The sequence below is a fragment of the Methanosphaera sp. BMS genome (assembly GCF_003268005.1).
Taxonomy (GTDB): Archaea; Methanobacteriota; Methanobacteria; order Methanobacteriales; family Methanobacteriaceae; genus Methanosphaera.
This window is the reverse complement of the sequence record NZ_CP014213.1, coordinates 2,581,330-2,606,425: the sequence shown is the minus strand read 5'-3', so window position 1 is coordinate 2,606,425 and position 25,096 is coordinate 2,581,330. Positions and strand designations below refer to the sequence as shown.

Below are 25,096 nucleotides of genomic sequence, written 5' to 3'. Positions count from 1 at the left end.
AAAAAGAGGAAATAAAGAAAAAAGAAAAAACCTAGAAATTAAAATTAATTGAATTATTTAATAGATGAATGAATTCATCAATGTTATCCTCTGGAATATATGCCCCACAAGCTACACTATGACCTCCACCGGAGCCGCCACATTTGGAAGCAACATCACGTACAAGATTTCCGAAATGTATACCCTCATATCCCAATAATTTGGAACATCTGAGAGATACCTTGAAACCCGGTTCATCACCGTCAATATGAGTATAACCCATTATGGGTCTTTGCCAATCATAACTGCTAAGTAACATCCCGGCAACCGTTCCCACAACACTAGGCTTGATTCCCTCTCCATAGAAATATTGCAGATTATCCAGAAATTCAACGCTGTTATCCTCCTGGATTCTTGACATGCTCTGGGCAAGATATCTCTTATGACTTTTTACAAGCACGTCCAACTGGGATGATATCTTATCACGATTTCCCTTGATTACCTCCATTCCAAGCTCATGCCTACCGTTACGTCCACATGCATTTATAACGGTACTGTACTCACTGGCATCCCTATAGGGAGTGTATTCCTTTTCAAAGGTAAACTCGTAGGATTGACCCGAAATCAATTTAGGTATGTATTTAATGTAACGGTCGGGCACTTCCCTGGTCATCATCTTAAGCAGTTCATGAAATAGTCTTGACTTTTCATCCATGGACAAATCACATAGACATCTGACCGTTCCCATATCATTTTTTACCGGAATATCCAAGCTTTCCAAAAAGTGTATGCACTCGTTCCTATTGTTAGTCAATGGAATGTGAATATCACCGAAGTATGACAAGGCCACGAACAAAGGCCGGGTATTTCTACCGTAGAGGAGCAAATCATTTATATAATTTACACAGCCCACTTCAACACCGTCATTCAATATTTCAGTGTTCAAACCCCTAAGTCTTCCGGTCATGCTGTTTTGCATATCACCCACTGCACTGAGTATGCCCATCCAGCTGTAGTCATAATAATGCATGGTCTTAGCCAAAAGATAGGATAATCCCCCACCGGAAATCGTATATGAACCATCCAAGCCATAATAGTTAGGGTTGATTTCTACCAAATCCCCCTTGTATTGTGTTCCCAGCTTTCTGATGGGAGGATGATGATCAAGTATGATTGTGGAGTTGGATGATGACCTGCACAGTTGGGAAATATCCTGGCCAGCACCCAAATCAGAGATAATGGTTAAGTCAGTATCCGTATTCAATTCTTCCACTTCATTGATTTCAACGAAATTTACGCTATGGTCTATTTCAAGCCTATCGAGTATTGAAGACAATATACCCCCTGCTGTTATACCATCACAATCGGTGTGGGTAAATATTGTCACGTCCTCTGCTTCCATTATTTTATCTCGAGCCTTGTTTAATAATAATTCCATTTCACCGCGTGATTGTTGAAATTGCTCACTTGTATCCTTCAAAAAATATTCACCTCAAATGTTTAAAAAAATAGTTAAAACTAAAAAAAAAGTTTTAAAGAGTAAAATTAATTTTTATCCGTTATTCTGGATGATTTAACCAGCCTAGCAATCATGCGTAAAAACTCAATTTTTGTCATGTCATCTCTTTCGGCTATGATATAACCTGAATTTTCCCACCATGAGCCCGGATATGATTTTGAATGTTCCACCTGGTGTTCAATCTTTTGTTTTCTTAAAACTTGACTTATTTCACGTACTTTAGGGTCTTTAACCGATTCTTCAATTGATAATCTGCGACCTTCTCCACGAGTATGTTCTGAATTTATGTATACTGGCCAAATTATTGTTTTCATATTTTATACCTCATAAACTTTCTATTAATGATTCTATCATGTCTTTAACTGTGTATTTTTTAGGTTCTATTGCTTTAAGATTGTATTGTGCTAACATTTTTCCGGTTATCGGTCCAATTGATGCTATTGTAATATCTTCACGTAACGCCTTTAAGACTTCCTCATATTCATTCGCCTTATACTCTTTTATTACATCCAATAGATTTTTAACTGTTAGCGGACTGGTAAATGTTATAATATCTATATCCCTATTCAATATCAAGTCGGATAATTCCAGTATTTGAGTTTTGTCCTTTGGAACTCCGGATGTATAAGCTTCTGCAACCAATACATTAGCCCCATATTCTGTTAATCCATCAGGAAGTACTTCTCTTGCACTTAAGGTTCTTGGAAGAGCCACGTTCTTATTCTTTAAATCAATATCCTTGAATGATTCAAGCAATCCTTCAGCCGTAAATGATTCAGGCACTATATCTGGAGTATTGTCATATTCATTCAATACTTCCTCGGTTTTTATGCCTATTACGGCTATGTTACACGGAACAGTCCTTGAAGGATAGACCTCAAAGAAGGATCTTACCCCGGCAGGAGAAGTAAATATAATCCAATCGAATGATTCAATATCTTCGGCTATCTTAATCAATTCAGGGGATTTGACCAGCTGCAATTCCAATGTTGGAATTATTATGGGTACTCCACCGTTTTCTTCAATCAGCTTAGCCAATACCATGGATCTTTCTTTTGGACGGGTAATTACAACCTTTTTGGATTCTAATTTATCGGTTGTCATTATTCGAATTTACTCCTTAATTCCAGACATTCCTTGTAGACGTTGACCACATCACCTATGATAATTAATGCCGGTGGCCTAATTTCCTTCTCGGTAATGTCTGCCAATGTACCCATTATAACCTTCTGATTAGGAAGTGTTCCGTTTTCAATGGCACATACAGGCGTATCAGGAGAACGATATTCAAGTAGCTTTGGAACATATTTTTTAAGTAAGCCTACTCCCATAAATACAACAAGCGTATCTGCAGTATAATCCCAGTTTACCTGTTTTTCGGTTTTTTCCGGATCTTCATGTCCTGTAACCAATGTCAGACTTGTTGAAACTGCCCTGTGTGTTAACGGCAAACCCAACATGGTAGCTGCCCCTATAGCGGAGTTGATACCAGACACGAATTCAACGTCGATTCCCTCTGCAAGAAGTGCAAGTTCCTCTTCGCCTCCACGACCGAATATGAATGGATCTCCACCTTTAAGTCTTACTACATTTTCATGCTTTTTACCCTGCTCTACAAGAAGTTCATTGATTTCCGGCTGTTTACGGTAGTGTTCACCGGCACGTTTTCCCACGTAGATAAGTTCCACATCATCCGGCGCATAGCTTAACAGTTCATCATTTGCCAAGCTATCATACAATATAACATCCGCTTTCTTTAGTAATTTTACCGCTTTTACTGTTATTAAATCAGGATCTCCAGGACCTGCCCCTATCATATAAACTGTCATTAGTATCACATCATAATAATTTTTTTATAATTGTTTTATTTATTTCTAATATTATTATTTATAAATTCCATCATATTAAAATATCATCACTAAAAAAGTTGAATTAAAATAAAGCAATATTCATGAATAATAATAATTTACAAAAAGAAAGAAAATCATGCTTGAAAAATAAAAAAAGGAGAATGGATTATAATGCTAATCCAAGAAGCTTTTGAAGAAATCCAATCCATCTGTAGACCTTAACAGTGGCTCCACAGCCCTTTCAGGATGTGGCATTACCGCCACTACATTACCCTCAAGGTTACATACACCAGTTATATCAGCTAAAGATCCGTTAGGATTACCGTCTTCAAAGGTTAATACAACCTGGTCATTATCGATGACACTATCCAAATCATCCGTGTAATATCGGCCTTCTTTATGAGCAATAGGCATGTCAACTATCTGGTTTTTCTTGTATAACTTTGTAAATGGTGTTCTTGTAGTGTTGATTTTAAGCTTTTTGCTTTTACAAATGAATTTAGCATTTTCATTTTCAATAAATACTCCTGGAACCAGGTCAATTTCACCGAGAATCTGTGCACCATTACATATTCCAAGTACCGGATTTCCCTTTTTTGCAAAATCCTTAATGGAATCTATGATAGGAGTTATACCTGCTATTGAACCTGCCCTGAGATAATCCCCATATGAAAATCCACCAGGTATTATCACAACATCCTGTTTGGAAAGGTCGGTCTCATTCCAGTAGATATATTGTGAGGATGCACCGGCTAGGCCTACGGCATACTCAATGTCCCTGTCACAGTTTGTACCGGGAAATCTTATTATTCCAACGTTTACATCTTCTAAATTAGTCACTATTATTCCCCACATATAACTATTTCATAATCATGGATAACAGGGTTACATAATAATTTCTGGCACATCTCATCCACTTGACTTTCTGCGTCATCTTTACTGTCAGCTTCTACCGTAAATTTAATAATGTCAATTGTCTGAGTATTTTTAACATTGAAGTTAAGTAATGATAAAGCTTTTTCTATTGTAGATGCTTCCGGATTCAACATACCTTTTTTTAAACTTATTTTTACTTCTACATCATAATTCATATAAACAACATCCTATTTGCAATCATTATTTATTCTATATCTTTAACATTCCATTTATCTTTTTCATCATCAGTCAATATCAAATCAACCACTTTTCTGTATGCATCCACTACACCATCTTCTCCTTTTCTGAATATGTCCTTATCGAAGTTTTCAAGTGTATCCACATCCCATAATCTGGTAGTGTCCGGACTTATCTCATCACCCAATATGATGTTACCGTCCTTATCAAATCCATACTCTAACTTGAAGTCAACCAACAATAATCCTTTGGATTTAAGAAAATCGGACAATACCCTGTTAATTTTAAGGGTTATCTGCCTGATTTCATCAAGTGCATCCTGACTGACAATATCCAACGCCAGGATAATGCTGTCATTCAACATCGGATCATGATATTCATCATTCTTATAATCAAATTGAATAATAGGTGGATTTAATTCCTTTTTCTCAGGGAACGGGTACTTTTTGACAAGACTGCCCGTTGCTATATTACGACAAATAACCTCTAAAGGTATCATGTCAAGTGACATGGTTAACATTTCATCAGGACTTAACAATTCGATATACTGGGTTTTGATACCTTCAGCTTCAAGCACTTCAAATAACTTTGTAGATATCAATGCATTGTAGACTCCCTTTTTAGACAAGGTATCCTTCTTGCCGCCATCCAGGGCGGTGATATCATCTCTGAACTTAATAATATATTCATCATCATTATCTGTTTTATAAACATCCTTTGCTTTACCTGTATATAGTAATTCTTTAGCTATTTGACTCATAATAAATTCCACAAAAATTTTATTAGGAAATATCTACATTCACATAGATTTCCTTTATTAACTATATTATATTATTTGTAAATAATAACTATTATAATATATGAAATAGAAACCTAATAGTATAAATAAAATCTAATAATATGATTGATAAAAACAAGTTTTATATTATATAATTTTATCAGGAGAATATAGAATGTGTGGAATTGTAGGATGTGTATTGGATAAAAAGGCGGCACCGACAATCATAGAATCAATAAAGAAATTGGAATATAGGGGATATGATTCTGTTGGAATAGCAACCGTTACGGATAAGATAAATCTGAAAAAAGGTAGTGGAAAAATAAAAGATGTTAACAATGAAATTCATCTAACAGATATTGACGGAAATACTGGAATAGCACATGTAAGATGGGCTACCCATGGAATACCAACAAAGGAAAATGCACACCCGCATTGTGACTGTGATGAAAAAATAAGCGTAGTGCATAACGGTATCATCGAAAACTACCAGGAACTGAAAGAACAGCTACTCGAAGAAGGACATATCTTCAAATCAGATACCGATACTGAAGTCATACCACATCTGATAGAAAAGTACATGAAAGAAGGACAGGAATTTTTAGTTGCGGTTCAATCCACAATCAAAAGATTAAAAGGTTCCTACGCCCTTGCAATAATATCAAAGGACGAGCCTGGAAAAATAATAGGTGCAAGAAATGAAAGCCCACTGATAGTGGGACTTGCAGATCATGGAAACTTCCTGGCATCAGACGTACCGGCCATACTAAAAGAAACCAACAAGGTAATCTACCTGGATAATGAAGAGATAATAGTCCTGACACAGGACAACGTTGACATAATGGACCTGGAATTAAATAAAAAGGAAAAGAACATAGACATCATTACATGGAGTCCAGAAATGGCTGAAAAAGGTGGATATGACCATTTCATGTTAAAGGAGATACATGAAGAACCACAGGTAATCAAAGACACACTATCCGAATCCAATAAAATTAATGAAATCGTTTCAAACTTCAAAAACTTTAACAGAATATGCTTTGTTGCATGCGGAACCAGCTACCATGCATCACTTATCGGAGAATACCTAATAGAAACGGAACTTGCCATACCAACAGAGGTAATACTGGCATCAGAATTCGAATTCTTCAAGAAGACATTGGATGACCACACATTAGTAATATTCATAACACAATCCGGTGAAACCGCAGATACATTAAAAGCACTTAAAATAGCAAAGGAAAAATCAGAAACCCTTGCAATAGTAAACGTTGTGGGAAGTTCAATAACACGTGAGGCAGACCACGTAATATTTACCAGAGCAGGACCGGAAATTGGTGTAGCCGCAACAAAAACATACCTCAGCCAGTTAATCTGTATCTACCTATTAGTAGCACACATGGCAGAAAACAATGAACTACTTGAAAAACTGGGAAAACTATCTGAACTATCAGAGGAACTACTTACAAGAGAAGAACAGATCAAGGAAATCTCCAAGAAATACAAGTACGCAAGAGACTTCTTCTACATCGGACGTGGATTCAACTACCCTACAGCACTGGAAGGAGCATTGAAACTTAAGGAGATAACATACATACACGGTGAAGGATATGCAGCCGGAGAACTTAAACACGGCCCACTTGCATTGATAGAAGACAACATACCCGTAGTCGGACTTCTCCCACCTGGCCCAAGCTATGCAAAAACATTCAGCAACCTACAGGAAATCATATCCAGAGGAGCGGATATGATAATCCTTGGTTCAAAGGATGATAAGCAGATAGACATGATAGAGGATAAACTCCTCTTCAACCCGGTGATTGATGAAATACTTGCACCGTTACTGTACATAATAGACCTTCAGTTACTGGCATACTACATCAGCATATTAAAAGGAATAGACCCAGATAAACCTAAAAACCTGGCAAAATCCGTAACAGTACAATAAAAGATAATAATGAGTGATTAGAATGGTGGACAATCCAAAAGCAGCAATAATGGTTATAGCAGTAGTATCCGTGCTTGCATTTGCTGTAGGATGCGTAGTGGGAAGCTTTCATGTGGGACAGGAATACAGCGAACAGCTGATTCCAACATCCCTCACCTCATCGGATGATATGATAAAGCCGATTAAAGAGACAAATACAACAATGTACAACGTTTCCATAAAACAACCACAACAAAAGAAGAAGGTAACTACAAACTATACTAAGAAAAATACTACCAACAATACAACGTCAAATAGTAGTAATGGCAGTTCAAGTAGTGGAAGTAATAACAATCGTAATAGGAGTAGTAGTACAAATTCCAATGAAACTTCTACCAGATTACAGAGATAGTACTATATTCTTGACTGTAAAATCCTTAATCACCCCCACCTACTTTTCATCCATTTCTAACAGATTCTATTTTAAAAATATTTATGTTATCATTTAAACAATCATTATTGAATCTCAAATCTTCACCACCAATAAATAACAATAAATTAAAACAACATAAACATATAAAAACAACAAAGGAAGTTTAACATGTATAAAACTATCATAACACCACGTATCGGAGATACCGACGCTTTAAGACACATCAACAATACCGCACTACCCCTATGGTTTGAAACTGCACGTAACCCCATATTTGAGATATTTAATCCGACACTCGAGTTAACGTATAAGAAATGGAACCTCATGATGATTCGCTGTGACTTCAATTACCTGAAACCCATCTACTATGGCTATGACGTGGAAATCAGGACGTATGTATCCAAAATTGGCAAAACATCACTAACGCTTATCCATGAAGCATGGCAGAATGGACAACTGCGTGCCAACGGTAGCTGTACCATGCTATACTTTGACTTTATACGACAAAGCAGTGTGGCTATCCCCGAGGATATTCGTGAAAAGCTAGAGAAACATTACATTACAAAAGAAAACCTGGAAAAAAACAATAAAAAGGAGATGAATGAAAATAAGAAGAACATGGATGAGACAGATTACATCGAATCTGACTTGTAATCCATTTTTTTTAATCTATTTTTTAGTTATGATGTTACATCTGATTTCCCATTATGAAGTTTACTATATCCTCAGCAGATGACCTGTTAACGACTGACAGGTACGGGTCTTCTGATTTTTGTTTTATCACGAGTATATCGGAGACGTTTCCCTCACTTATGCTTATATCCTTACCAAGTATTTTAAACCCATTAATAGTAGCCATCTTCAGTATGTCCCTAGCGGTTATCTTGTTTTGATATGTTCCACGCATGGCTTTTAGTGTATATTCCATCTCCCTGAACATGTCCGGCTTGTTAAACATCACGTTATCCGTACCTAACGCCACGTCCAATCCTACCTCATTATATACCGATACGGGTGGTATTCCCGTTGATAGCATTCCATTTGATCGTGGACATGCCACTATGAAGGGACTGTTTTCCACAAGAAGGTCCAAGTCCTGAAGTACGGGTTGGGTTGCATGCACTATTGTGGTAAATCCCGCACGTAATGCCCTTTCTATTTCTGTCTGGTTGGTAAGTTGTATTGATTTTTCCTGAAGGTCATAGTATTCTGCCACGTGTACTACTGCCAGCTTATCTTCATCATTGCATACCTGTGCTATCTGCATTATTATCTCCGAATCCACGTCCTGAACTCCACTTAGTCCTACTCCATCACAGTATTGCAGCAGTTCTCTTGTAAGTAGTCTTGCCTCTTCGACTGTTGTTTTAGGGTCGTAGTATTCATTACATCTTCCAAGTATGCAGGCGTTTATTGGAAGGTCATATACTGCTTTTTTAAGTAATTTAACTCCTTCAATTCCGCCTTCCCTGAAGTCTATGAAGGTTGATATTCCCGAGTATAGCATTTCTTTGGCTTCCTCGTGCATGGATTCTACTAACTGTTCATCTGTGGCCTCATTTAGCATTTTGTGTTTGAGTCCGTTTGGCGGTTCTACCAGTTGACTTATTGTCAATCCATCCCCAACATCTTTTAGGATAGAGTCGGCTATGTGAGTATGTGCATTTAGGAAGGCAGGCATCACTATACAATTTGTAGCATCAATTATTTCACCACTTTCATCATGAGGTGATAATTTAATGATACGTCCTTCATCGTTTATGATGACATTTGTTTTAACTGCCTGAAGGTTAAATCCACATAGCACCAAACCATTTTTTATTGTTATCATAAAATTGTCCTCCGGTAATTTTTAAATAGAATAATAATTAATAGTGAAGAAAAAAAGAGAAATAAGGAGTTTAAATTAATAAATTATATTGCATATTCATTTAATGATTTGACATTAAGTTCTCCATGGGATGCTTCTTCAATTGCCTTGAGCACTGCATTTGCACCTGCAACTGTAGTTACATATGGAACTCCCAATTCAATGGCCAATCTTCTTATGATATATCCGTCATCAGCTGATTGTTTACCTGATGGAGTGTTTATCACAAATGCCACTTCACCGTTAATCATTGCATCACGTATATTTGGTGAACCCTGACTTACTTTTCTAATGACTTCAATGTCAACTTCAGGTACTGCTTCTGCAGTTCCTTTTGTAGCTATCAGGTCAAATCCTAATTCTTTGGCTTTCTGAGCTATTGGAGCTATTTTTGGTTTGTCAATATCACGTACGCTTAGGAATATTTTTCCTTCTGTCGGTAGGTTCATGCCTGCAGATAGCTGTGCCTTATAATATGCCAGTCCAAAGTTTTTATCTATACCCATTGTTTCTCCGGTTGATTTCATTTCCGGTCCAAGTACTGAGTCTGCATCAGGTATTTTGATAAATGGGAATACTGATTCTTTAACCGCTACATGTTCAATATCAGCGTAATTTACCAAGTCAAAGTCGGATAATTTTTTGCCCAGCATTATTTTTGTAGCTATTTTTGCTATTGGTATTCCAATTGCTTTACTTACGAATGGAACTGTACGACTTGCACGTGGGTTTGCTTCTATGATGTATAGTTTTGGTTCGGGATCCATTTTTATGGCATATTGGATGTTGATTAATCCTTTTACTCCTAATCTTAATGCCAGTTTTCTTGTGTAATCCTCTACCTGTGCTATGATTTCATCAGATACTGATTGTGGTGGTATTACACATGCGGAGTCTCCTGAGTGTATACCAGCTTCCTCGATGTGTTCCATTATACCACATACGTATACCTCTTCACCGTCACATAATGCATCCACATCCAGTTCTATGGAGTCTTCCAGGAATTTGTCCACAAGGATTGGATGTTCTTTTGATACTCTTACTGCTTCCTTCATATATTCTTCCAGTTCACTGTCATCATAAACTATTTCCATTGCACGTCCACCGAGAACGTATGATGGTCTTACAAGTACTGGGAAACCTATTGAATGGGCAGCATCCCTTGCTTCATCGAATGAATTTGCTATACCATAGTCTGCTTGTGGTATTTCAAGTTCATTGAGTACTTCGGTGAATTGTTCCCTGTCTTCTACCATGTCAATGCTTTCAAATGGTGTACCGAGTATTGTTACTCCTGCATCGTTTAGACTTTCTGCAAGGTTGATTGATGTTTGTCCACCGAATTGTACAATTACTCCTTCAGGTTTTTCTTGTTCTATTACTGCTAATACATCTTCTTTGGTTAATGGCTCGAAATATAATTTATCGGATATGTCGTAATCAGTACTTACTGTTTCGGGGTTATTGTTAATAAGTATTGTTTTTACATCTTCATCCTTTAATGCCAATGCCGCATGTACACAGCAGTAATCAAATTCTATTCCCTGACCGATTCGGATAGGACCTGCACCTAGAACGGCTATTTTTTTCTCTTTGCCGGCTTCAAGTTTTGATGGTGAATCGTATGTTCCATAGTAGTATGGTGTTTTTGCTTCGAATTCACCGGCACATGTATCTACCATCTTGTATTCCGGAAGGATGTTCAATTCATGACGTAACTTGGATACTTCCTCTTCGCTAAGTGCTAGCAATTGACCTAATTTTTTATCGGAAAATCCATATTGTTTGATTTTTCTAAAGGTATATTCATCCTTGAGGATGTCTGCTCCTTTTTCTGTAATCATTTCTTCACAGTCTACTATGCTTTTGATTTTGTTTATGAAAAATGGACTGATTTTTGTTATTTCAGCCAATTCATCAACGCTTCTTCCATCTTTGATGGCAGAGTAGATTTGTAGGAATCTTTTGTCGGTAGCGTGTTCCAGTTCATAGTCGGTATAATTGACATATTCAAATGAATCCTCATCGATATCCAGTGATCTTAGTGATTTTTGTAATGCTTCCTCGATTGTTCTTCCTATAGCCATTACTTCACCGGTTGACTGCATTTGCACACCTAATTCACCTGAACTTTCCTTGAACTTGTCAAACGGCCATCTTGGTACTTTTGCAATTACATAGTCTACTGCCGGTTCAAATGATGCAGGTGTTTCCTTGGTAATGTCATTTTTTATTTCATCAAGTGTCATACCCAATGCTATTTTTGAGGATACCTTTGCAATGGAATACCCTGTTGCCTTACTTGCAAGTGCACTACTTCTACTTACCCTTGGGTTTACTTCAATTACCTTATACTCTCTTGTAATAGGATGCAGAGCAAATTGAATATTACATCCACCACGAATACCGAGAGCTCTTATGATTTTTATTGAAGCGTTTCTTAGTTTTTGACAATCATCATCGGATAATGTTTGGGTAGGTGCTACTACTACACTTTCACCGGTGTGTATTCCCATTGCATCAATGTTTTCCATGTTACATACTATGATACAGGAATCGTTTTTATCACGCATTACCTCATATTCTATTTCCTGCCAACCTAATACGGATTCATCGATTAATACCTGGTTGTTGAAACTCATGTCCAATCCGTGAGTTACGATTTCCTCGAATTCCTTCTTATTGTTGGCAACTCCACCACCAGTACCTCCTAGGGTAAATCCTGGCCTTACAATAACAGGATAGCCTATATCTTGTACTGCGTCAAATGCTTCTTCCAATGAGTTTACTGCATGACATTTTGGTATAGGTTCATTTAATCTGTCCATGAATTCTGCGAATAAGTCCCTGTCTTCCACATCCTTGATTGTTTGGATTGGAGAACCCAATACTTGAATATTATCAAGTACTCCCATTTTATCCAAGTCAACTGCGATGTTAAGTCCTGTTTGTCCACCCATTGTAGGTAATATTGCATCGACTTTTTCTTTTTCTATAATTTTTGCGACTATTTCAGCCGTTAACGGTTCAACATATACTTTGTCTGCTGAATCTATATCTGTCTGTATTGTTGCTGGATTACTGTTTACGAGAATTGTTTCAACGCCCTCTTCCCGTAATGATTTACATGCTTGTGATCCAGAATAATCAAACTCAGCTGCTTGTCCGATTTGTATTGGTCCAGAACCAATTATTAATACTTTATTTATATTTTCATCCTTTGGCATTATTTAAACTCCTATAAAATTTATAATCTATGCTTTGTTATTCTTGATAGCTTCTACAAATTTGTCAAAGAATTCTCTTGTATCATGAGGACCAGGTCCCGCTTCTGGATGATATTGAATACATGATATTGGTAATTCTTTATGAACAATAGCTTCAGGCGTACCATCGTTTAAGTTTATCTGCGTAATCTCCAAATCAGTGCCTTCGATTGACTCCGGATCTATTGAGAAACTGTGATTCTGTGATGTAATATATACCTGTCCTGTTTTTAAGTCTTTGACTGGTTGATTTGAACCTCGATGTCCAAACTTCATTTTATATATCTTTGCACCGAATGCCAGAGCAATTATTTGCTGACCTAAACATATACCTGCAATAGGCATTTTTACGGATAATTCCCTGATTGTATCCTGGATTTTATCAACGTTTTCCGGATTTCCCGGACCACTGGAGACCAATACACCATCAACGTCCATATCAATGACTTCTTGAGCGGTACTGTCTGCCGGCATTACCACTACGCCCACATCATCATAGATGAGATTTGTGAGGATGTTCTTTTTGACACCACAATCCAATACTGCTATGTTATAGTCTTTTTTGTCCGTGATGTATTTAGGTTCTTTTGTAGTGATTTTGTCAACCAAGTACATATCTTCAATACCAGGCTGTTCGGCTACTATTTTAAGTAGTTCTTCATCGGCTATATCAGTATTTGCAACTGCTGCCTTCATGGAACCTACTTCCCTAATTTTAATTGTCAATGCACGAGTATCGATTCCACTTATACCCGGAACGTCATTATCCATTAAAAATTCAGATAATGATTGTTCACTTTTTGGATGACAAGGTTCATCACATACCTGTCTTACAATATATGCTTCTGCTTTAATGTCCTCTGATTGATACCAATCTTTGGAAACACCATAATTTCCCTCTAATGGATATGTTGACATTAATATTTGACCTTTGAAGGAAGGATCTGTTAATGCTGCAACATAACCGGCCATTGAGGTTGAAAATACAATTTCCCCAGTTTTAATAGTTTCTGCTCCAAAACCCTCACCAATGAGAATTGTACCATCTTCCAATGCTAATTTTGCAGTCTTTACCACGTTTTAACCCCGATTATTATTTATATGTTATTGGGTTTTATCCATTTTTTTTAAACGGATAGTTGACCCGATAAGTTATTTGTATGTTTAACAGTTAGATAAATGAACAAAAAAATAAAATACTCGCATATTTTAAGAAATATAAAATATTACAAATAAATCCTGAATTATTTATTAAATAAAATTTTTTAAAAAATATTTTACAGCAAATAACCTTTAAATAATAAAATTCATCAATTATAAGTCTTATCATAATAAATAAAAATTATTTAAAAAGTATGCATATTTATTTTCTAAAAATATAGCTAAAAAACCAGTTTTTTATATGATTTTTCAGCATTCTATTTAATGTTCATTCCTAATAATAATATATAGTAATTAATAATAAAAAAAATTAACTATGAAAATTCCAACTTTTATCGAAAAATCTAAAAATAATTATAGAATATCAATGTGTTATCACTTATAAAAGATAACTCCATAAAAAGAAATATCAGTTATTGGTGATTGTATACTGCATTATTATACCATCTTCACCATCACTGTAATATTTTTTACAATATTTAACCTGCTTGAATCCTTTTTTTAGGTAGAATTTTCTTGCAGTGATATTGGATTTTCTTACCTCCAACTTTACCGTGAAGATATCATTTTGTTTGATGAGTCCTATTGCTTTATCAAGCAGCATTGACCCGATTGCCATAGAGCGAAATCGTTCATCAACCGCTATGGCGATTATATGACCTGAACCTTCCCTGATCCAGAAAATTATATATCCGACTACTGATCTACCTACCTGGGCAACTAAAAATCCTGCTCCACTATTGAATAACTCAAGAAGAATACCCACAGGATATGGATCATCAAAGGATTGAAATTGGATTCTTAACACGTCATCCAAGTCAGTGATTTGAAAATTTCTAATATCCACATTAAACACTCACATTCATTAAATAACAATTATCTTATATCTCATATAATAATTTTATTTGAAAAGATATATATTATTATTAGTATCATTCAGGACACGATAAATTCATGATATTTTGATTTGAAAAATGTGGGATAATCTATATCCCCTGCAGATTAGGACATTATGGGATATGTTAAAAAAATAGGTTGTTTTCATCATTAAAAAAATAAAAATAGAGGGGATTTTTTGACTGATGTCCTTAAGGAATTTAAGATAATGAATTTTCAATCATTAGAATGAAATTTCCATCAATACGTCCGTTATCATCAGTTAACTGTCTCTAATGTATCAATTATTTGAGTTACAGGATTATCTGCATATTCGGGTACATCTTGATTTTCAAATAAATTCAATGTAATGATATAAGTTTGATTGTTCTTTTCAAAGGTATATACACAGGTATTTATACCATTATAATTATAATTTTGTTGATTTATCTCAACTCCATCAAATTCATAATCCCTTTCACCGATAAACTTGTAACCAAGGTTGATTCTATTATTTTTTGCTTCCTGAGTACTTAGAATTGGACCTTCATACATAGTGAGAACATACTCATCGTTATACAGTACCGTTTGATTATTCTTTTCTGAAAGGGTATATCCGTCAGGCAAACTGAAGGATGAATTTCTAATCACATATGTATCTGCATAGATTGCTGAGATACTGCAAAGTGTTACAAGAAGCAATAGCAAAATGAAAAAAGATTTATACTTCATCCATTACCACTCCCATTAATTGTAAGTTTTTTCAAATATTACACCCATTTTAAACATTTGAGTGGATGTTATATTTTAAAAGCATATTTAAATCTATGACTAAATCATATATAAATACATTTATACAATAATCAAATGAAAAAAGTTTTATTTTGAAATGATAAGTGTTGATGAAATAAAAACGTTACTATTGTTATCCGTGACCGATTATATCATCATAGCAAAAGTTAAACTTATTTAAAGAAAAAGACATATGAATAAACAAGACATGACCACAGCATTTGTAATTACTTCAAATAAAGAATCATGACTGAAAAACAATTAAAAAAAAAATTCAATTAAATCAATATAAGAGTTACAGGCGATAAAATGAGCGATGTTTGGGATAACTTTACTGAATATATCATAAACAACTATGAAGATGCATCATTAATAATAGAGGTGGGTGTTGGCAGCATACTCGATCCCAGCAATATACTGAAGGACAAATTAGAAAATGCCACCGTAAGATGCGTTGACATAAAACCCACAAATGATGACATCATTAAGGATGACATCACAAAGCCCAATTATGAAATATATGAAAATGCGGACTTGATCTATTCGATACGACCACCTGAAGAACTGCAAAGACCCATATCCAATGTGGCAAAAGCGGTTGAATGTGATTGCATATTGAAACCATTTTCTTCGGAAGAGTTATCCTTTAAAATCAAGCCAAGATTCAAATTAATTAATTATAAAAAAGAGGTATTTTATTTGATGAGCAAATCAGATTATTAATGTTAACTAAAAAAATGAAATGGATTTGAATATTTTTAGAAAAAAAGAATTATAATAAATCAACGAAATCTTAGCATAGATTAAATAAAATCAAGTTATATATCTATATATAATAAAAATTAAACGAGAGTGTTAAAATGAGATACATGGTAATGTCCGGTACATCTGATGCGACAAAAGTTATTAAATTTTTACATGAGGATAAAAATAATTACATTATCGCTACAACAGTCACTGACTATGGAGCAGAAATAGCAAAATCCGCTGGTGCAAATGAAGTCATATCAAAAGCATTGAGAGAGGAAGATTTCATAAAGGTTATAGGTGAAAAAAATATTGAAGCTTTAATTGATGCTACACACCCATTTGCATCTGTCGCAACTGAAACCGCGATTTCCAGCTGTCAAAAAGCAGGCATAAGATACATCAGATATGAAAGAGCATCAACAATCCTACCCGAATCTGATTTGATTATAAAAGTAGCTACATTTGAGGATGCCGCCGCAAAGGCAAAAGAGTTACTTGTAAACAAAGAGGATAAGATTATGCACCTGGCTGGTGTAATGAGATTAAAAACCACGGTAGACCAAATAGATGCAAACAAGGTCATTGCAAGGGTACTTCCAAACAACTTCAGCATAACCAAAACCTTGGAATGTGGCGTACCGGCAGAAAACATCATAGCAATGCAGGGAACATACAGCAAAGAACTCAACATGGCATTGATGAAGGAATACAATGTATCGGCAATCATTACAAAAGAAAGTGGTGAAAGTGGAGGAGCTGAAACTAAGATAAATGCCGCCTTGGAATTAGATATTCCTACAATTTTAGTACTGCGACCGGAAATAAAAGAATTGGAAAATCATGACGTTGTACGTTCAATTGAAGAGTTAGAGAAAATTATTTAAACCATTGATTGTTAACCTCCCCAACTTCTTTTTTAAATCAAAACAGTTTCATTTTAAGTGTAATAAAGTATTGAGTTAATATCCTATGTTTTTTATTCAAAAAGGGTTTGCTCTTTGAAACTGGCGGTTATTCTTTAGGTTAAATATCTTCCAATTATTCGGGTTGTACTATTGTGGACAATACGGATTCTGTAATGTTTATGCTTATCATTTCACATATCTTTTGATAGTAGCTGATTTAATAAGGGTTTTCAAGATTAATATTACTGTTTATGTTCCAGTTAAAAGCAAAGATTAGTTTAAAATTAATGAAAGAATTTAATGAAAGGTTCATTTAGAAAATTTCAAAGAAAAAGAAAAATTTAATTTAAAAAAAAAGTTTTAATAAAAGTTAGCCTCAGATCGCCCATCATTCATCATCATATCAGAGCTCATAGGGTTCATCACTGGCTAAAAAATTAAAGGATAGATTGGGTTATAATCTATCCGAACATTACTCCATCGGTGGATTCTTTGTTCTTATTTTTATTCATCACTTTGTCCATTGCCTGTTCAAAGTGTTCACGTGAAACGCTGTATTTTTCATCACGTATAGCAAACATACCTGCTTCGGTACATATTGCCTTTAGGTCTGCACCGGATGCTTCTTTGGCTTCATGAGCTATTTGTTCCAAGTTAACATCAACATCCAATGTCATGTCCCTTGTATGTATCTTAAGTATTTCCAGTTTTCCTTCTTCATCAGGAACAGGTACTTCGATAATACGGTCAAATCGACCTGGCCTTACAAGTGCAGGGTCAAGTATATCCGGCCTGTTTGTAGCTGCTATTATTCCTACATCACCACGTGATTCAAATCCGTCCATCTCTGCAAGTAACTGCATGAGTGTTCTTTGAACTTCACGGTCCCCGCTTGTTGAACCTTGTAATCTTTTTGCCGCAATTGCATCAATTTCATCAATGAATATTATTGCAGGAGCTTTTTCCTTAGCCAATTCGAATACTCCACGTACCAAACGGGATCCTTCTCCTATATATTTTTTCACAAACTCTGAAGCCACTATTTTTATAAATGTGGCATTCGTTTCATGTGCAACTGCTTTTGCTAGTAATGTTTTTCCAGTACCTGGTGGTCCATAGAAAAGTACACCTTTTGGTGGTGTAATTCCAACTTTTTCAAATATTTCCGGATTTTTAAGTGGTAATTCCACTGTTTCTATGGTTTCTCTTATTTGTTCTTTTAGTCCACCAATCTTATCGTAGCTTATGTCCGGTTTTTCATCAATTTCCATACCGGATACTAATGGATCTTTTTCGGACGTGATTACCTCTACAATACTGAATGTTTGTTGATTTAGAGCTACTCTTGCACCAATCTCCATTTTGGAAGCATCCTTATCAGAGTATTTTAATAAAAATGATGGTCCCGTACTGCTTTTAACGACGGTTTTGTTATCATCCAATAACTCTGAAACTGTTGCCAATACCAATGGTGGTGTTCTAAACCTGTTAATTTCAGTTTTTAAGGATTTGACTTCCCTATCTAAACGTAAGTTTTCATTTTCAAGTAAGACCTTGTCTTTTTCAAGTTTTCTTACTTCCCATGTTAAATTACGTTCGATAGTTTCATGTTTATCTATTAAATCAGAAATCTCCTGATCTCTGCTTGTTGTATTTACTGGACCGACTTCGTCCATGTATTCAACCTCCTTTCACATATATGGAGTTTATTTCGTTAAATAATTATTTTCAACTATTTTTTCCACAATCTTTAATTTTATATTAAATCTATATTTTCAAACTACTACATTATATTTTATTGTACTTCTTAATATTAATATTATTGTATTTAGATACTTAAAGTAATTAAAAATTTTTATTTAAAAATCATATATAAACATAACATATAAGTAAATAAAAATAGATATTAAGTAGTAGAATTATAATAAGTGAATTAAGATGAACTGTGAAATATGTGGAACTGAAATTAAAGGTGAACCGTACAAAACAAAAATTGATAATTCTTTAATGATTACTTGCAAAGAATGTTCAAGATATGGTAAAGTTCAAAGAAAGCCACAACCTAAAGTAAATAAGAATATCAAAAAAGGCAACAAAAACAATATGAGAAACAATTCATATAATCAGAGACCAGCCAACAAATCATATACACGAAAACCAGATGTGGAATATGAGATTGTGGAAGATTATGGATCAATAATCAGGAAAGCCAGAGAAGAAAAGAACCTCACCCAGAAAAAACTCGGTGAAAAGATATATGAAAGAGAATCAGTGATTTCACACATTGAATCTGGTAAGATGATTCCGGAAATTAAAATTGCAAGAAAACTTGAAAAATTATTAAATATTAAGATTGTTGAAAAGGTAGAATCCGATGTTCAAGAATTTAAGGATGTTGGACGTTATAAAGAAGCTACCATTGGAGATATTGCCCGTATAAAGAGAAAATAATCTCCATTACTTTTTTTTGAATATTTTACGACTTTCAGTTAATTAACCTCCGCAAAAAACAATATCTGACAAATAAAAATTGAAAAAAATATATAAAAAGAGAAGGAATCTATTTTTTCATTGAATAATAACCTTGGAATACCTTCAATGTTGAGAATTTCTTATTTAATCCTTCATATTCAGGATATTCTTCACTGATAACTATTAGATGAGCGGGTGGATGAATTTTTTTAATGCTCATAATACTTTTCGTTGTTGATTCCGATGTCCTGACAAGAATCGCCAATTTAATATCTGATTTCGGTTTTTGCTTAAGTATTCTTCTTGTGATATCTTCAACATCTTCAACATCAATTACTCTGGGCTTTCCATCTATGGATAACTTTGCATGACGTTCAATATCGGCCAATGCATTTAATGCTTTTTTCTTATTTATTGCTCTTATTAATATTAATGACAAAAAATCACTACCTAAAAAAAATAAAAAAAGTAAATCATCTTCTTCTGAAGAATGACTTAGTTAATGAAGTTCTAAATAAAGCCAATAGTATCAATAGAATACCAATTAGGCTTTGGATATTTGCAAGAACATCAAATACCTGTGCGTCTATAGGCAAGGACCATGAAGGTGATGTTCTACCATTTGGTGCTGCAGTATAATATACACCGACAGCCTTAATATTCTCTTTAACATTTAAGTCTGAAGCATCCACATGCTCTACACCAACAATAATACTACCATCTATAGCACTGTTGATGTCCTTAGCTATTTTCACGGGATCATAACCATTTCTCTGCACGGATGATACCACTACAGAGGATGTTGCTTCGGACAAACCTTTCTTATCAGATCCATATACAGATACTGACGGATTATCGTTAGATACTGTTATTGCATTTTTTAATGCCTCATATGCATATACGTCGGTTAATGGGCTTCCATCTACCGGTGATACCTGATAGTTTTCTGCTTCAGGATAACCTACACTCCAACCGGAACTACTTACCTTACTGTATGGTTTTTCCATTGGATAACCAATATCATTCAGTTTCTGAGGAGTGAACATATCCCCAGTGGTAACACCGGAAATTAGGTTAACTGCACCTCCACCATGGTCTTCACCAGAATCCCTGGCCACTTCACCAAAGGCTTCCGAAACAATTGTGGTTGCTGGATATCCATCCCTAATCATTTTACCCATATTGATGGCTGTCTGTAACCTTACGGTATCTGCCGTACCGGATTTAGGGTTACCTTCGGAGTTACGCAAGTGTATCATTGCTCCTCGGGTTCCTGCAGGAATAGTTGCTACTCCACCACTGGCGGCTTGAACCCTGATGGTATTGTTATTGTCCACTGTAACCATGTATACCTTAAAGTCTCCACCTACTGCAATACCCTGTGTCGGATTTACCGCCATCAGACGGATACCCTCATAATTCTGTGCAACACTTACAACCTCGGCGGGAGTTTTGTTTGACTGTATCAAAGTTAAAGCGTTGATAACCGCTACAACCCTTACATTAGAGGTACCTTCCCCCCCGGATAGCAGTGCCATTTTATGTTCCTGTGAAAATATGAATGTTGACTGGAACATGTTTATAGCAAATGATTGACTTCCGGCTGCACATCCATTAGGATCTTTACCCGTAGGATCAGTAATTACAGCAACGTTCATTGTTGCTGATGCCACTGAAGAAAACATCAGCAAAATAACCATAAATAATGCACATTTAGATAATTTTGACCTATTCATAGTATCACCTATCCTGTTGTATTATTTACCTCAACTTTCGAATGATTTGTTGTCGTAGCATTTTTGATAACTGACTCATCAAGAGGAATAGCAGAAAAGTCTTCAACAACTGTTACAACAACGTTTCCAGTACTCGTATCTACTTGCACATCAACAGCATTGATTGGAGCTATGGATGTACCCGGAATTGTAGAACGCTTAGCCAATTGTTCGGCATTCTGTATAGCATCCGACAGCAGCAATTGTCTTTGTGAAGTAATTAATGTATTTCCTTTGATATAACTACCGTCCCTAAAACCGGCTGATTCCACGTAAGATTTTATTACGCCTGTGGAGATAACATCATTTCCTTTGACCATTACTCCGGCAATAGGTACTTGCTCATCCATATTATCTGAGGCTGAAAAGGCTACATATGCCATTGCACGTCCTGAAACTATTAAGATGAATGCTAAAATTAAAATAATTAAAGTATCCCTTCTAACTTTTATAAACAAAAGATTTCACCTCTTAAATCATGACTTCATTAACATAAATTAAATGTATATTATACATTAAATAATGCTATATTAAATTAATCTGTATATAATTATCTTTTTTATACTATTTAATATTTTTAAAATTAAAAGAAAAATGAGAAAAAGAAAGTTAATTAAGTAATTTATCCTTATATTTAAATGCCGCCTCACCAGTACAAACTATTAAATCGGCATCAATATCCAATGATTCGTTAAATCCTATCAAAACCTGCTCCAGCGTAGCACCCAATGTTCCCACTTTTGTTGATTCAGGCATATATTCAGGCAATATTATTTTGTTTGCATATTCATCATCCCTTGCCAATTCTTTGGCACATACAAATGAATTGTACGAGGCGGGAATGACAACATCCGCATATTCGAGTGCCCTCTGCATAATCTGCTTATCACCTTCGATTCCTGACTCCGAAGAGGTTGTGATAACGTTAACTACCCTTCCATAATGATTCTTAAGCTCCTTAAGTACTGTGGTAATGCCTGCCGGGTTATGTGCATAATCCACCATTATGTCCTTATTGTTTAGGTGTGCTATTTTTTCCATTCTTCCGCTTACACCACCGAATGTGAGCAATGCTTCCTTGATGGACTCGTAGGATATTCCAAGTATTTCATGTGCTATTATAATTGCACCGGTAGCGTTGTATATGTTATGCAATCCCGTTATGGCAAGTTTTAATTCAACCTCTTCAAATGGTGTTTTGAGTGTGAACCTGTCATGGGAATCGTTGATATTGCATGCCCGATAATCCGGTTTTTTATACTTATTTCCACAACCGCATTCATATATACCCACTCCTGATATATATTCATCAATTTCGGTGAAGTTTCCACATAAACATTCCTTTTTGGATTTTTGTGTAGATTCATATTCAATTCCAAAAGTTATGAGATTTCCATCATAGGCCATTTCATCTATTAATGCCATCACCAATGGATCATCACTATTTACCACCAGTGTTCCTTCCTGGAGGAGGTTTATTAATTCTCCCTTTACTCTTGCATACGCTATGAAGTCTGAACTCTCGTTCAAATGATCGGGGGTGATGTTTGTAATGAGTCCCACATCAGGTCTGCATGGGGAGGCAAGTTCTGTCAGACTGCCCTTAACACCGGCCGTACCCGTCTCCAATATTGTTACATCAGATTTTAGTCTTGCCTGCAATCCTGGAATGTCACCTGCATTTCCCTGCATACCCTCCAGGTTATGTTCGGCGGGTATGATTCCGTCATGATATGCCAAATGCTTAAGAAGCGTGGTTGTAGTTGTCTTCCCGTTTGTTCCTGTTATGCATATGACGGGATGTGTTGGTTCAAAATAATCAAAGATATCATACACGGTCAATACGGGAATATCAAGTGATGTTATCTTCTTATATAATGAAGACTTTGACTTGATTAGTGCCATTGGAAGAATGACATAATCCACTTGTTCATAGAATGACTCGGGAATATCTCCATGATAAACCTTTATGTCAGGATAATCATTTAATGCAGAGGAGTATTTGCAGTCTTTTTTACTTAACGTATCATTAGCAATTACCTTGTAGCCATTATCGGATAATATGCGTGCAATTAGATTTCCATTGATTCCGCATACTCCTATGACACCAAATACTGCGTCGGTTTTAATCTCGTCTAGCATATCGTTTACTTCCTTCAGTTAATCCCTTAAGCATCTTATCCTTGACTTCCTGGTATGAATTTGATGCTCCGGTACCTAAGTGCACTATGATGTCGCCCTCTTTTGCGTATTTGACTGCTAGTTCCGATGCTTCTTCCACGTCACATACAGCCAATTTTATTACATCCTTGTTTTCTATTGCATTTAATAATTCAAGTGCGTTGTCCATGTTAAGCTCGCCCATTAATTCGGCATAACCTGTTGCTATAACCATGTTTGCATATTCCCCAACTATCTTACCGTTTTCTTTCTTATCCCTAATGGTGGTGGTATCCAAAAATCCGAAGACAACGATTATGTTCTTGTCCTTAACAGCCTCAAGTGCCTGTCTTATACTTGGACCGAATGATGCATCATAATATGCATCGGCACCGTTGTAATTTCCAAGATATTCCATTCGACCTCCAACGGATTCAAACATGTTTATACCCTTCTTGATATCGTTGATTGATAAACCATATGTGATTCCAACGGCTACAGCGGCTGTTAGGTTTTCATAGTTATAATTGGCAATGCTGTCCAATTTAAATGTTTCATCCATAATTGTTCCATTTTCCTCATAATTAACGTGGAATATGTCATCTTTAAAGTATGATGTGAACTTAGGAGGATATTTATCGGTGTCAAAATCTTTTGAATAGGAACTTTGCATGTTGTAGTAAATTGTATCTTTTCTTTTATATGTTAATATATCCCCACATTGACAGTTTGCTATCAGTGTGTCACACATATCCATCATCATGGCTTTTCTGTCAGCATATTTTTGCAGAGATCCCCCAAATTCGGATAAGTGTTCCGACAGAACATTTGTTATGATACCTATTTTAAGTTTCAGTCCCCTGAGCAATCCTAGGGTACCGTGGGGCAATTCTAAAATTGCAATATCTGCTCCGATATGTTCACCGTTTATGATGTCATTTACCAATGCCTCACTTACAAGGTTTTGTTTCATGGATGAACATGAATATACCCTATATCCGGCTTGTTGGAATATGTTTGTTATCATTGTAGTGGTGGTGGTTTTACCGAATGACCCTGTGATTCCTATCTTATCCATATCAAGCATATCTTCGATTATCTTACTGATATATTCATGACTTAACACTTTCAAATTGTTATCTTCAGCCAATTTTCTTATGGGTGCTGATTGAGGAATTGTCGGAGCCAAATAGATGGAATCGAAACCTGTAACGTCAGGTTCATTTATTCCCAGAGATAACGTTATTCCCATCGATTTCATATCTTCCAGATAACCCTGGAATCTTTGAGTGAATTGCTCCATTTTTTTGGTATCTGTGACTACCACTTCAACGCCGACATGATTTAATATTTTTGCTACTGGCCTTCCCGCATTACCTGCACCAATTACAAGACATTTCTTTATTTCCAATAACTACAACTCCTATCGTTAAATTAATATCTGATGATAATTCAAATTAAACTATCTAA

The 25,096-nt window shown here is 35.5% G+C and carries 24 protein-coding genes; 6 read left to right on the top strand and 18 right to left on the bottom strand.

Annotation, left to right across the window (positions count from 1 at the left end):
- Positions 1-31 precede the first annotated feature (31 nt).
- The 7 genes from recJ to purC all read right to left on the bottom strand — a co-directional run bounded on the left by recJ (position 32) and on the right by purC (position 5,221).
- Complete coding sequence (gene recJ, locus AW729_RS09950) at positions 32-1,459, bottom strand: single-stranded-DNA-specific exonuclease RecJ (RefSeq protein ID WP_236951227.1); 1,428 nt, start codon at positions 1,457-1,459, stop codon at positions 32-34.
- 65 nt (positions 1,460-1,524) lie between these two features.
- Positions 1,525-1,812: a signal recognition particle subunit SRP19/SEC65 family protein gene (locus tag AW729_RS09945; protein ID WP_112124971.1), complete on the bottom strand. Its 288-nt coding sequence runs from the start codon at positions 1,810-1,812 to the stop codon at positions 1,525-1,527.
- Positions 1,813-1,822: 10 nt separating this feature from the next.
- Positions 1,823-2,602 carry a uroporphyrinogen-III synthase gene (locus tag AW729_RS09940; protein WP_112124970.1) on the bottom strand — a complete coding sequence of 260 codons (780 nt, stop codon included), beginning with the start codon at positions 2,600-2,602 and terminating at the stop codon, positions 1,823-1,825.
- Complete coding sequence (gene cobA / locus AW729_RS09935) at positions 2,602-3,327, bottom strand: uroporphyrinogen-III C-methyltransferase (protein WP_112124969.1); 726 nt, start codon at positions 3,325-3,327, stop codon at positions 2,602-2,604. Before cobA ends, AW729_RS09940 begins: the two co-directional genes overlap by 1 nt.
- Before the next feature lie 195 nt (positions 3,328-3,522).
- Complete coding sequence (gene purQ, locus AW729_RS09930) at positions 3,523-4,203, bottom strand: phosphoribosylformylglycinamidine synthase subunit PurQ (protein WP_112124968.1); 681 nt, start codon at positions 4,201-4,203, stop codon at positions 3,523-3,525.
- Positions 4,191-4,439, bottom strand: a complete 249-nt coding sequence (purS, locus tag AW729_RS09925) for a phosphoribosylformylglycinamidine synthase subunit PurS (RefSeq protein WP_112124967.1) — start codon at positions 4,437-4,439, stop codon at positions 4,191-4,193. Before purS ends, purQ begins: the two co-directional genes overlap by 13 nt.
- A gap of 29 nt (positions 4,440-4,468) precedes the next feature.
- Positions 4,469-5,221, bottom strand: coding sequence for a phosphoribosylaminoimidazolesuccinocarboxamide synthase (purC, locus tag AW729_RS09920; RefSeq protein WP_112124966.1), 753 nt, complete (start codon positions 5,219-5,221; stop codon positions 4,469-4,471).
- Between the two features lie 193 nt (positions 5,222-5,414).
- Here purC and glmS point away from each other — a divergent pair, with 193 nt between their 5' ends.
- The 3 genes from glmS (at position 5,415) to AW729_RS09905 (ending at position 8,253) form a co-directional block, all read left to right on the top strand.
- Positions 5,415-7,187: a glutamine--fructose-6-phosphate transaminase (isomerizing) gene (glmS, locus tag AW729_RS09915; RefSeq protein WP_112124965.1), complete on the top strand. Its 1,773-nt coding sequence runs from the start codon at positions 5,415-5,417 to the stop codon at positions 7,185-7,187.
- Positions 7,188-7,209: 22 nt separating this feature from the next.
- Positions 7,210-7,578, top strand: a complete 369-nt coding sequence (locus AW729_RS09910; protein ID WP_112124964.1) for a hypothetical protein — start codon at positions 7,210-7,212, stop codon at positions 7,576-7,578.
- Positions 7,579-7,767: 189 nt separating this feature from the next.
- Positions 7,768-8,253: a thioesterase family protein gene (locus AW729_RS09905; protein ID WP_112124963.1), complete on the top strand. Its 486-nt coding sequence runs from the start codon at positions 7,768-7,770 to the stop codon at positions 8,251-8,253.
- A 34-nt stretch (positions 8,254-8,287) separates the two neighbouring features.
- Here the strand turns inward: AW729_RS09905 and AW729_RS09900 are convergent, their stop codons facing one another.
- The 5 genes from AW729_RS09900 to AW729_RS09880 form a co-directional block, all read right to left on the bottom strand.
- Positions 8,288-9,430 carry an amidohydrolase family protein gene (locus AW729_RS09900; RefSeq protein ID WP_112124962.1) on the bottom strand — a complete coding sequence of 381 codons (1,143 nt, stop codon included), beginning with the start codon at positions 9,428-9,430 and terminating at the stop codon, positions 8,288-8,290.
- Between the two features lie 83 nt (positions 9,431-9,513).
- Positions 9,514-12,696: a carbamoyl-phosphate synthase large subunit gene (carB, locus tag AW729_RS09895; protein WP_112124961.1), complete on the bottom strand. Its 3,183-nt coding sequence runs from the start codon at positions 12,694-12,696 to the stop codon at positions 9,514-9,516.
- A gap of 27 nt (positions 12,697-12,723) precedes the next feature.
- Positions 12,724-13,812 (bottom strand): glutamine-hydrolyzing carbamoyl-phosphate synthase small subunit, encoded by a 1,089-nt coding sequence (carA, locus tag AW729_RS09890; RefSeq protein WP_112124960.1) that lies wholly within the window; start codon positions 13,810-13,812, stop codon positions 12,724-12,726.
- Between the two features lie 493 nt (positions 13,813-14,305).
- Positions 14,306-14,743, bottom strand: a complete 438-nt coding sequence (gene rimI / locus AW729_RS09885; protein ID WP_112124959.1) for a ribosomal protein S18-alanine N-acetyltransferase — start codon at positions 14,741-14,743, stop codon at positions 14,306-14,308.
- Between the two features lie 308 nt (positions 14,744-15,051).
- A complete protein-coding gene (locus tag AW729_RS09880; RefSeq protein ID WP_112124958.1) occupies positions 15,052-15,504 on the bottom strand; it encodes a hypothetical protein in 453 nt (150 codons plus the stop codon).
- Between the two features lie 369 nt (positions 15,505-15,873).
- Between AW729_RS09880 and AW729_RS09875 the strand changes: the two genes are divergently transcribed.
- Together AW729_RS09875 and cobK are read left to right on the top strand one after the other, a co-directional pair.
- A complete protein-coding gene (locus tag AW729_RS09875) occupies positions 15,874-16,287 on the top strand; it encodes a UPF0146 family protein (RefSeq protein ID WP_112124957.1) in 414 nt (137 codons plus the stop codon).
- Between the two features lie 137 nt (positions 16,288-16,424).
- Positions 16,425-17,198: a precorrin-6A reductase gene (cobK, locus tag AW729_RS09870; RefSeq protein ID WP_112124956.1), complete on the top strand. Its 774-nt coding sequence runs from the start codon at positions 16,425-16,427 to the stop codon at positions 17,196-17,198.
- Positions 17,199-17,680: 482 nt separating this feature from the next.
- On the opposite strand, the gene AW729_RS09865 is transcribed toward cobK, so the two are convergent.
- Positions 17,681-18,895: a proteasome-activating nucleotidase gene (locus AW729_RS09865; protein ID WP_112124955.1), complete on the bottom strand. Its 1,215-nt coding sequence runs from the start codon at positions 18,893-18,895 to the stop codon at positions 17,681-17,683.
- A 262-nt stretch (positions 18,896-19,157) separates the two neighbouring features.
- Here AW729_RS09865 and AW729_RS09860 point away from each other — a divergent pair, with 262 nt between their 5' ends.
- The gene (locus AW729_RS09860; protein WP_112124954.1) at positions 19,158-19,670 is read left to right on the top strand and encodes a multiprotein bridging factor aMBF1; all 513 of its coding nucleotides are present in this window, start codon (positions 19,158-19,160) and stop codon (positions 19,668-19,670) included.
- 109 nt (positions 19,671-19,779) lie between these two features.
- Here AW729_RS09860 and AW729_RS09855 read toward each other — a convergent pair whose 3' ends face one another.
- The 5 genes from AW729_RS09855 to AW729_RS09835 form a co-directional block, all read right to left on the bottom strand.
- A complete protein-coding gene (locus AW729_RS09855) occupies positions 19,780-20,130 on the bottom strand; it encodes a DUF356 domain-containing protein (RefSeq protein ID WP_112124953.1) in 351 nt (116 codons plus the stop codon).
- Between the two features lie 34 nt (positions 20,131-20,164).
- On the bottom strand, positions 20,165-21,379 hold the full coding sequence (locus tag AW729_RS09850; RefSeq protein WP_394339573.1) for a hypothetical protein: 1,215 nt from the start codon (positions 21,377-21,379) through the stop codon (positions 20,165-20,167).
- A 56-nt stretch (positions 21,380-21,435) separates the two neighbouring features.
- A complete protein-coding gene (locus AW729_RS09845) occupies positions 21,436-21,924 on the bottom strand; it encodes a hypothetical protein (protein ID WP_112124951.1) in 489 nt (162 codons plus the stop codon).
- Between the two features lie 151 nt (positions 21,925-22,075).
- Positions 22,076-23,608 (bottom strand): Mur ligase family protein, encoded by a 1,533-nt coding sequence (locus tag AW729_RS09840; protein ID WP_112124950.1) that lies wholly within the window; start codon positions 23,606-23,608, stop codon positions 22,076-22,078.
- Positions 23,592-25,037 (bottom strand): Mur ligase family protein, encoded by a 1,446-nt coding sequence (locus tag AW729_RS09835; protein ID WP_112124949.1) that lies wholly within the window; start codon positions 25,035-25,037, stop codon positions 23,592-23,594. Before AW729_RS09835 ends, AW729_RS09840 begins: the two co-directional genes overlap by 17 nt.
- Positions 25,038-25,096 lie beyond the last annotated feature (59 nt).

Coding starts and splice junctions, on each gene's coding strand:
- AW729_RS09880 (WP_112124958.1), bottom strand. CDS start 15,504: ATGAAGTATAAATCTTTTTTCATTTTGCTATTGCTTCTTGTAACACTT.
- AW729_RS09940 (WP_112124970.1), bottom strand. CDS start 2,602: ATGACAACCGATAAATTAGAATCCAAAAAGGTTGTAATTACCCGTCCA.
- AW729_RS09910 (WP_112124964.1), top strand. CDS start 7,210: ATGGTGGACAATCCAAAAGCAGCAATAATGGTTATAGCAGTAGTATCC.
- purS (WP_112124967.1), bottom strand. CDS start 4,439: ATGAATTATGATGTAGAAGTAAAAATAAGTTTAAAAAAAGGTATGTTG.
- AW729_RS09900 (WP_112124962.1), bottom strand. CDS start 9,430: ATGATAACAATAAAAAATGGTTTGGTGCTATGTGGATTTAACCTTCAG.
- AW729_RS09865 (WP_112124955.1), bottom strand. CDS start 18,895: ATGGACGAAGTCGGTCCAGTAAATACAACAAGCAGAGATCAGGAGATT.
- carB (WP_112124961.1), bottom strand. CDS start 12,696: ATGCCAAAGGATGAAAATATAAATAAAGTATTAATAATTGGTTCTGGA.
- AW729_RS09875 (WP_112124957.1), top strand. CDS start 15,874: ATGAGCGATGTTTGGGATAACTTTACTGAATATATCATAAACAACTAT.
- cobK (WP_112124956.1), top strand. CDS start 16,425: ATGAGATACATGGTAATGTCCGGTACATCTGATGCGACAAAAGTTATT.
- AW729_RS09860 (WP_112124954.1), top strand. CDS start 19,158: ATGAACTGTGAAATATGTGGAACTGAAATTAAAGGTGAACCGTACAAA.
- AW729_RS09840 (WP_112124950.1), bottom strand. CDS start 23,608: ATGCTAGACGAGATTAAAACCGACGCAGTATTTGGTGTCATAGGAGTA.
- purQ (WP_112124968.1), bottom strand. CDS start 4,203: ATGTGGGGAATAATAGTGACTAATTTAGAAGATGTAAACGTTGGAATA.
- AW729_RS09905 (WP_112124963.1), top strand. CDS start 7,768: ATGTATAAAACTATCATAACACCACGTATCGGAGATACCGACGCTTTA.
- purC (WP_112124966.1), bottom strand. CDS start 5,221: ATGAGTCAAATAGCTAAAGAATTACTATATACAGGTAAAGCAAAGGAT.
- cobA (WP_112124969.1), bottom strand. CDS start 3,327: ATGACAGTTTATATGATAGGGGCAGGTCCTGGAGATCCTGATTTAATA.
- AW729_RS09945 (WP_112124971.1), bottom strand. CDS start 1,812: ATGAAAACAATAATTTGGCCAGTATACATAAATTCAGAACATACTCGT.
- glmS (WP_112124965.1), top strand. CDS start 5,415: ATGTGTGGAATTGTAGGATGTGTATTGGATAAAAAGGCGGCACCGACA.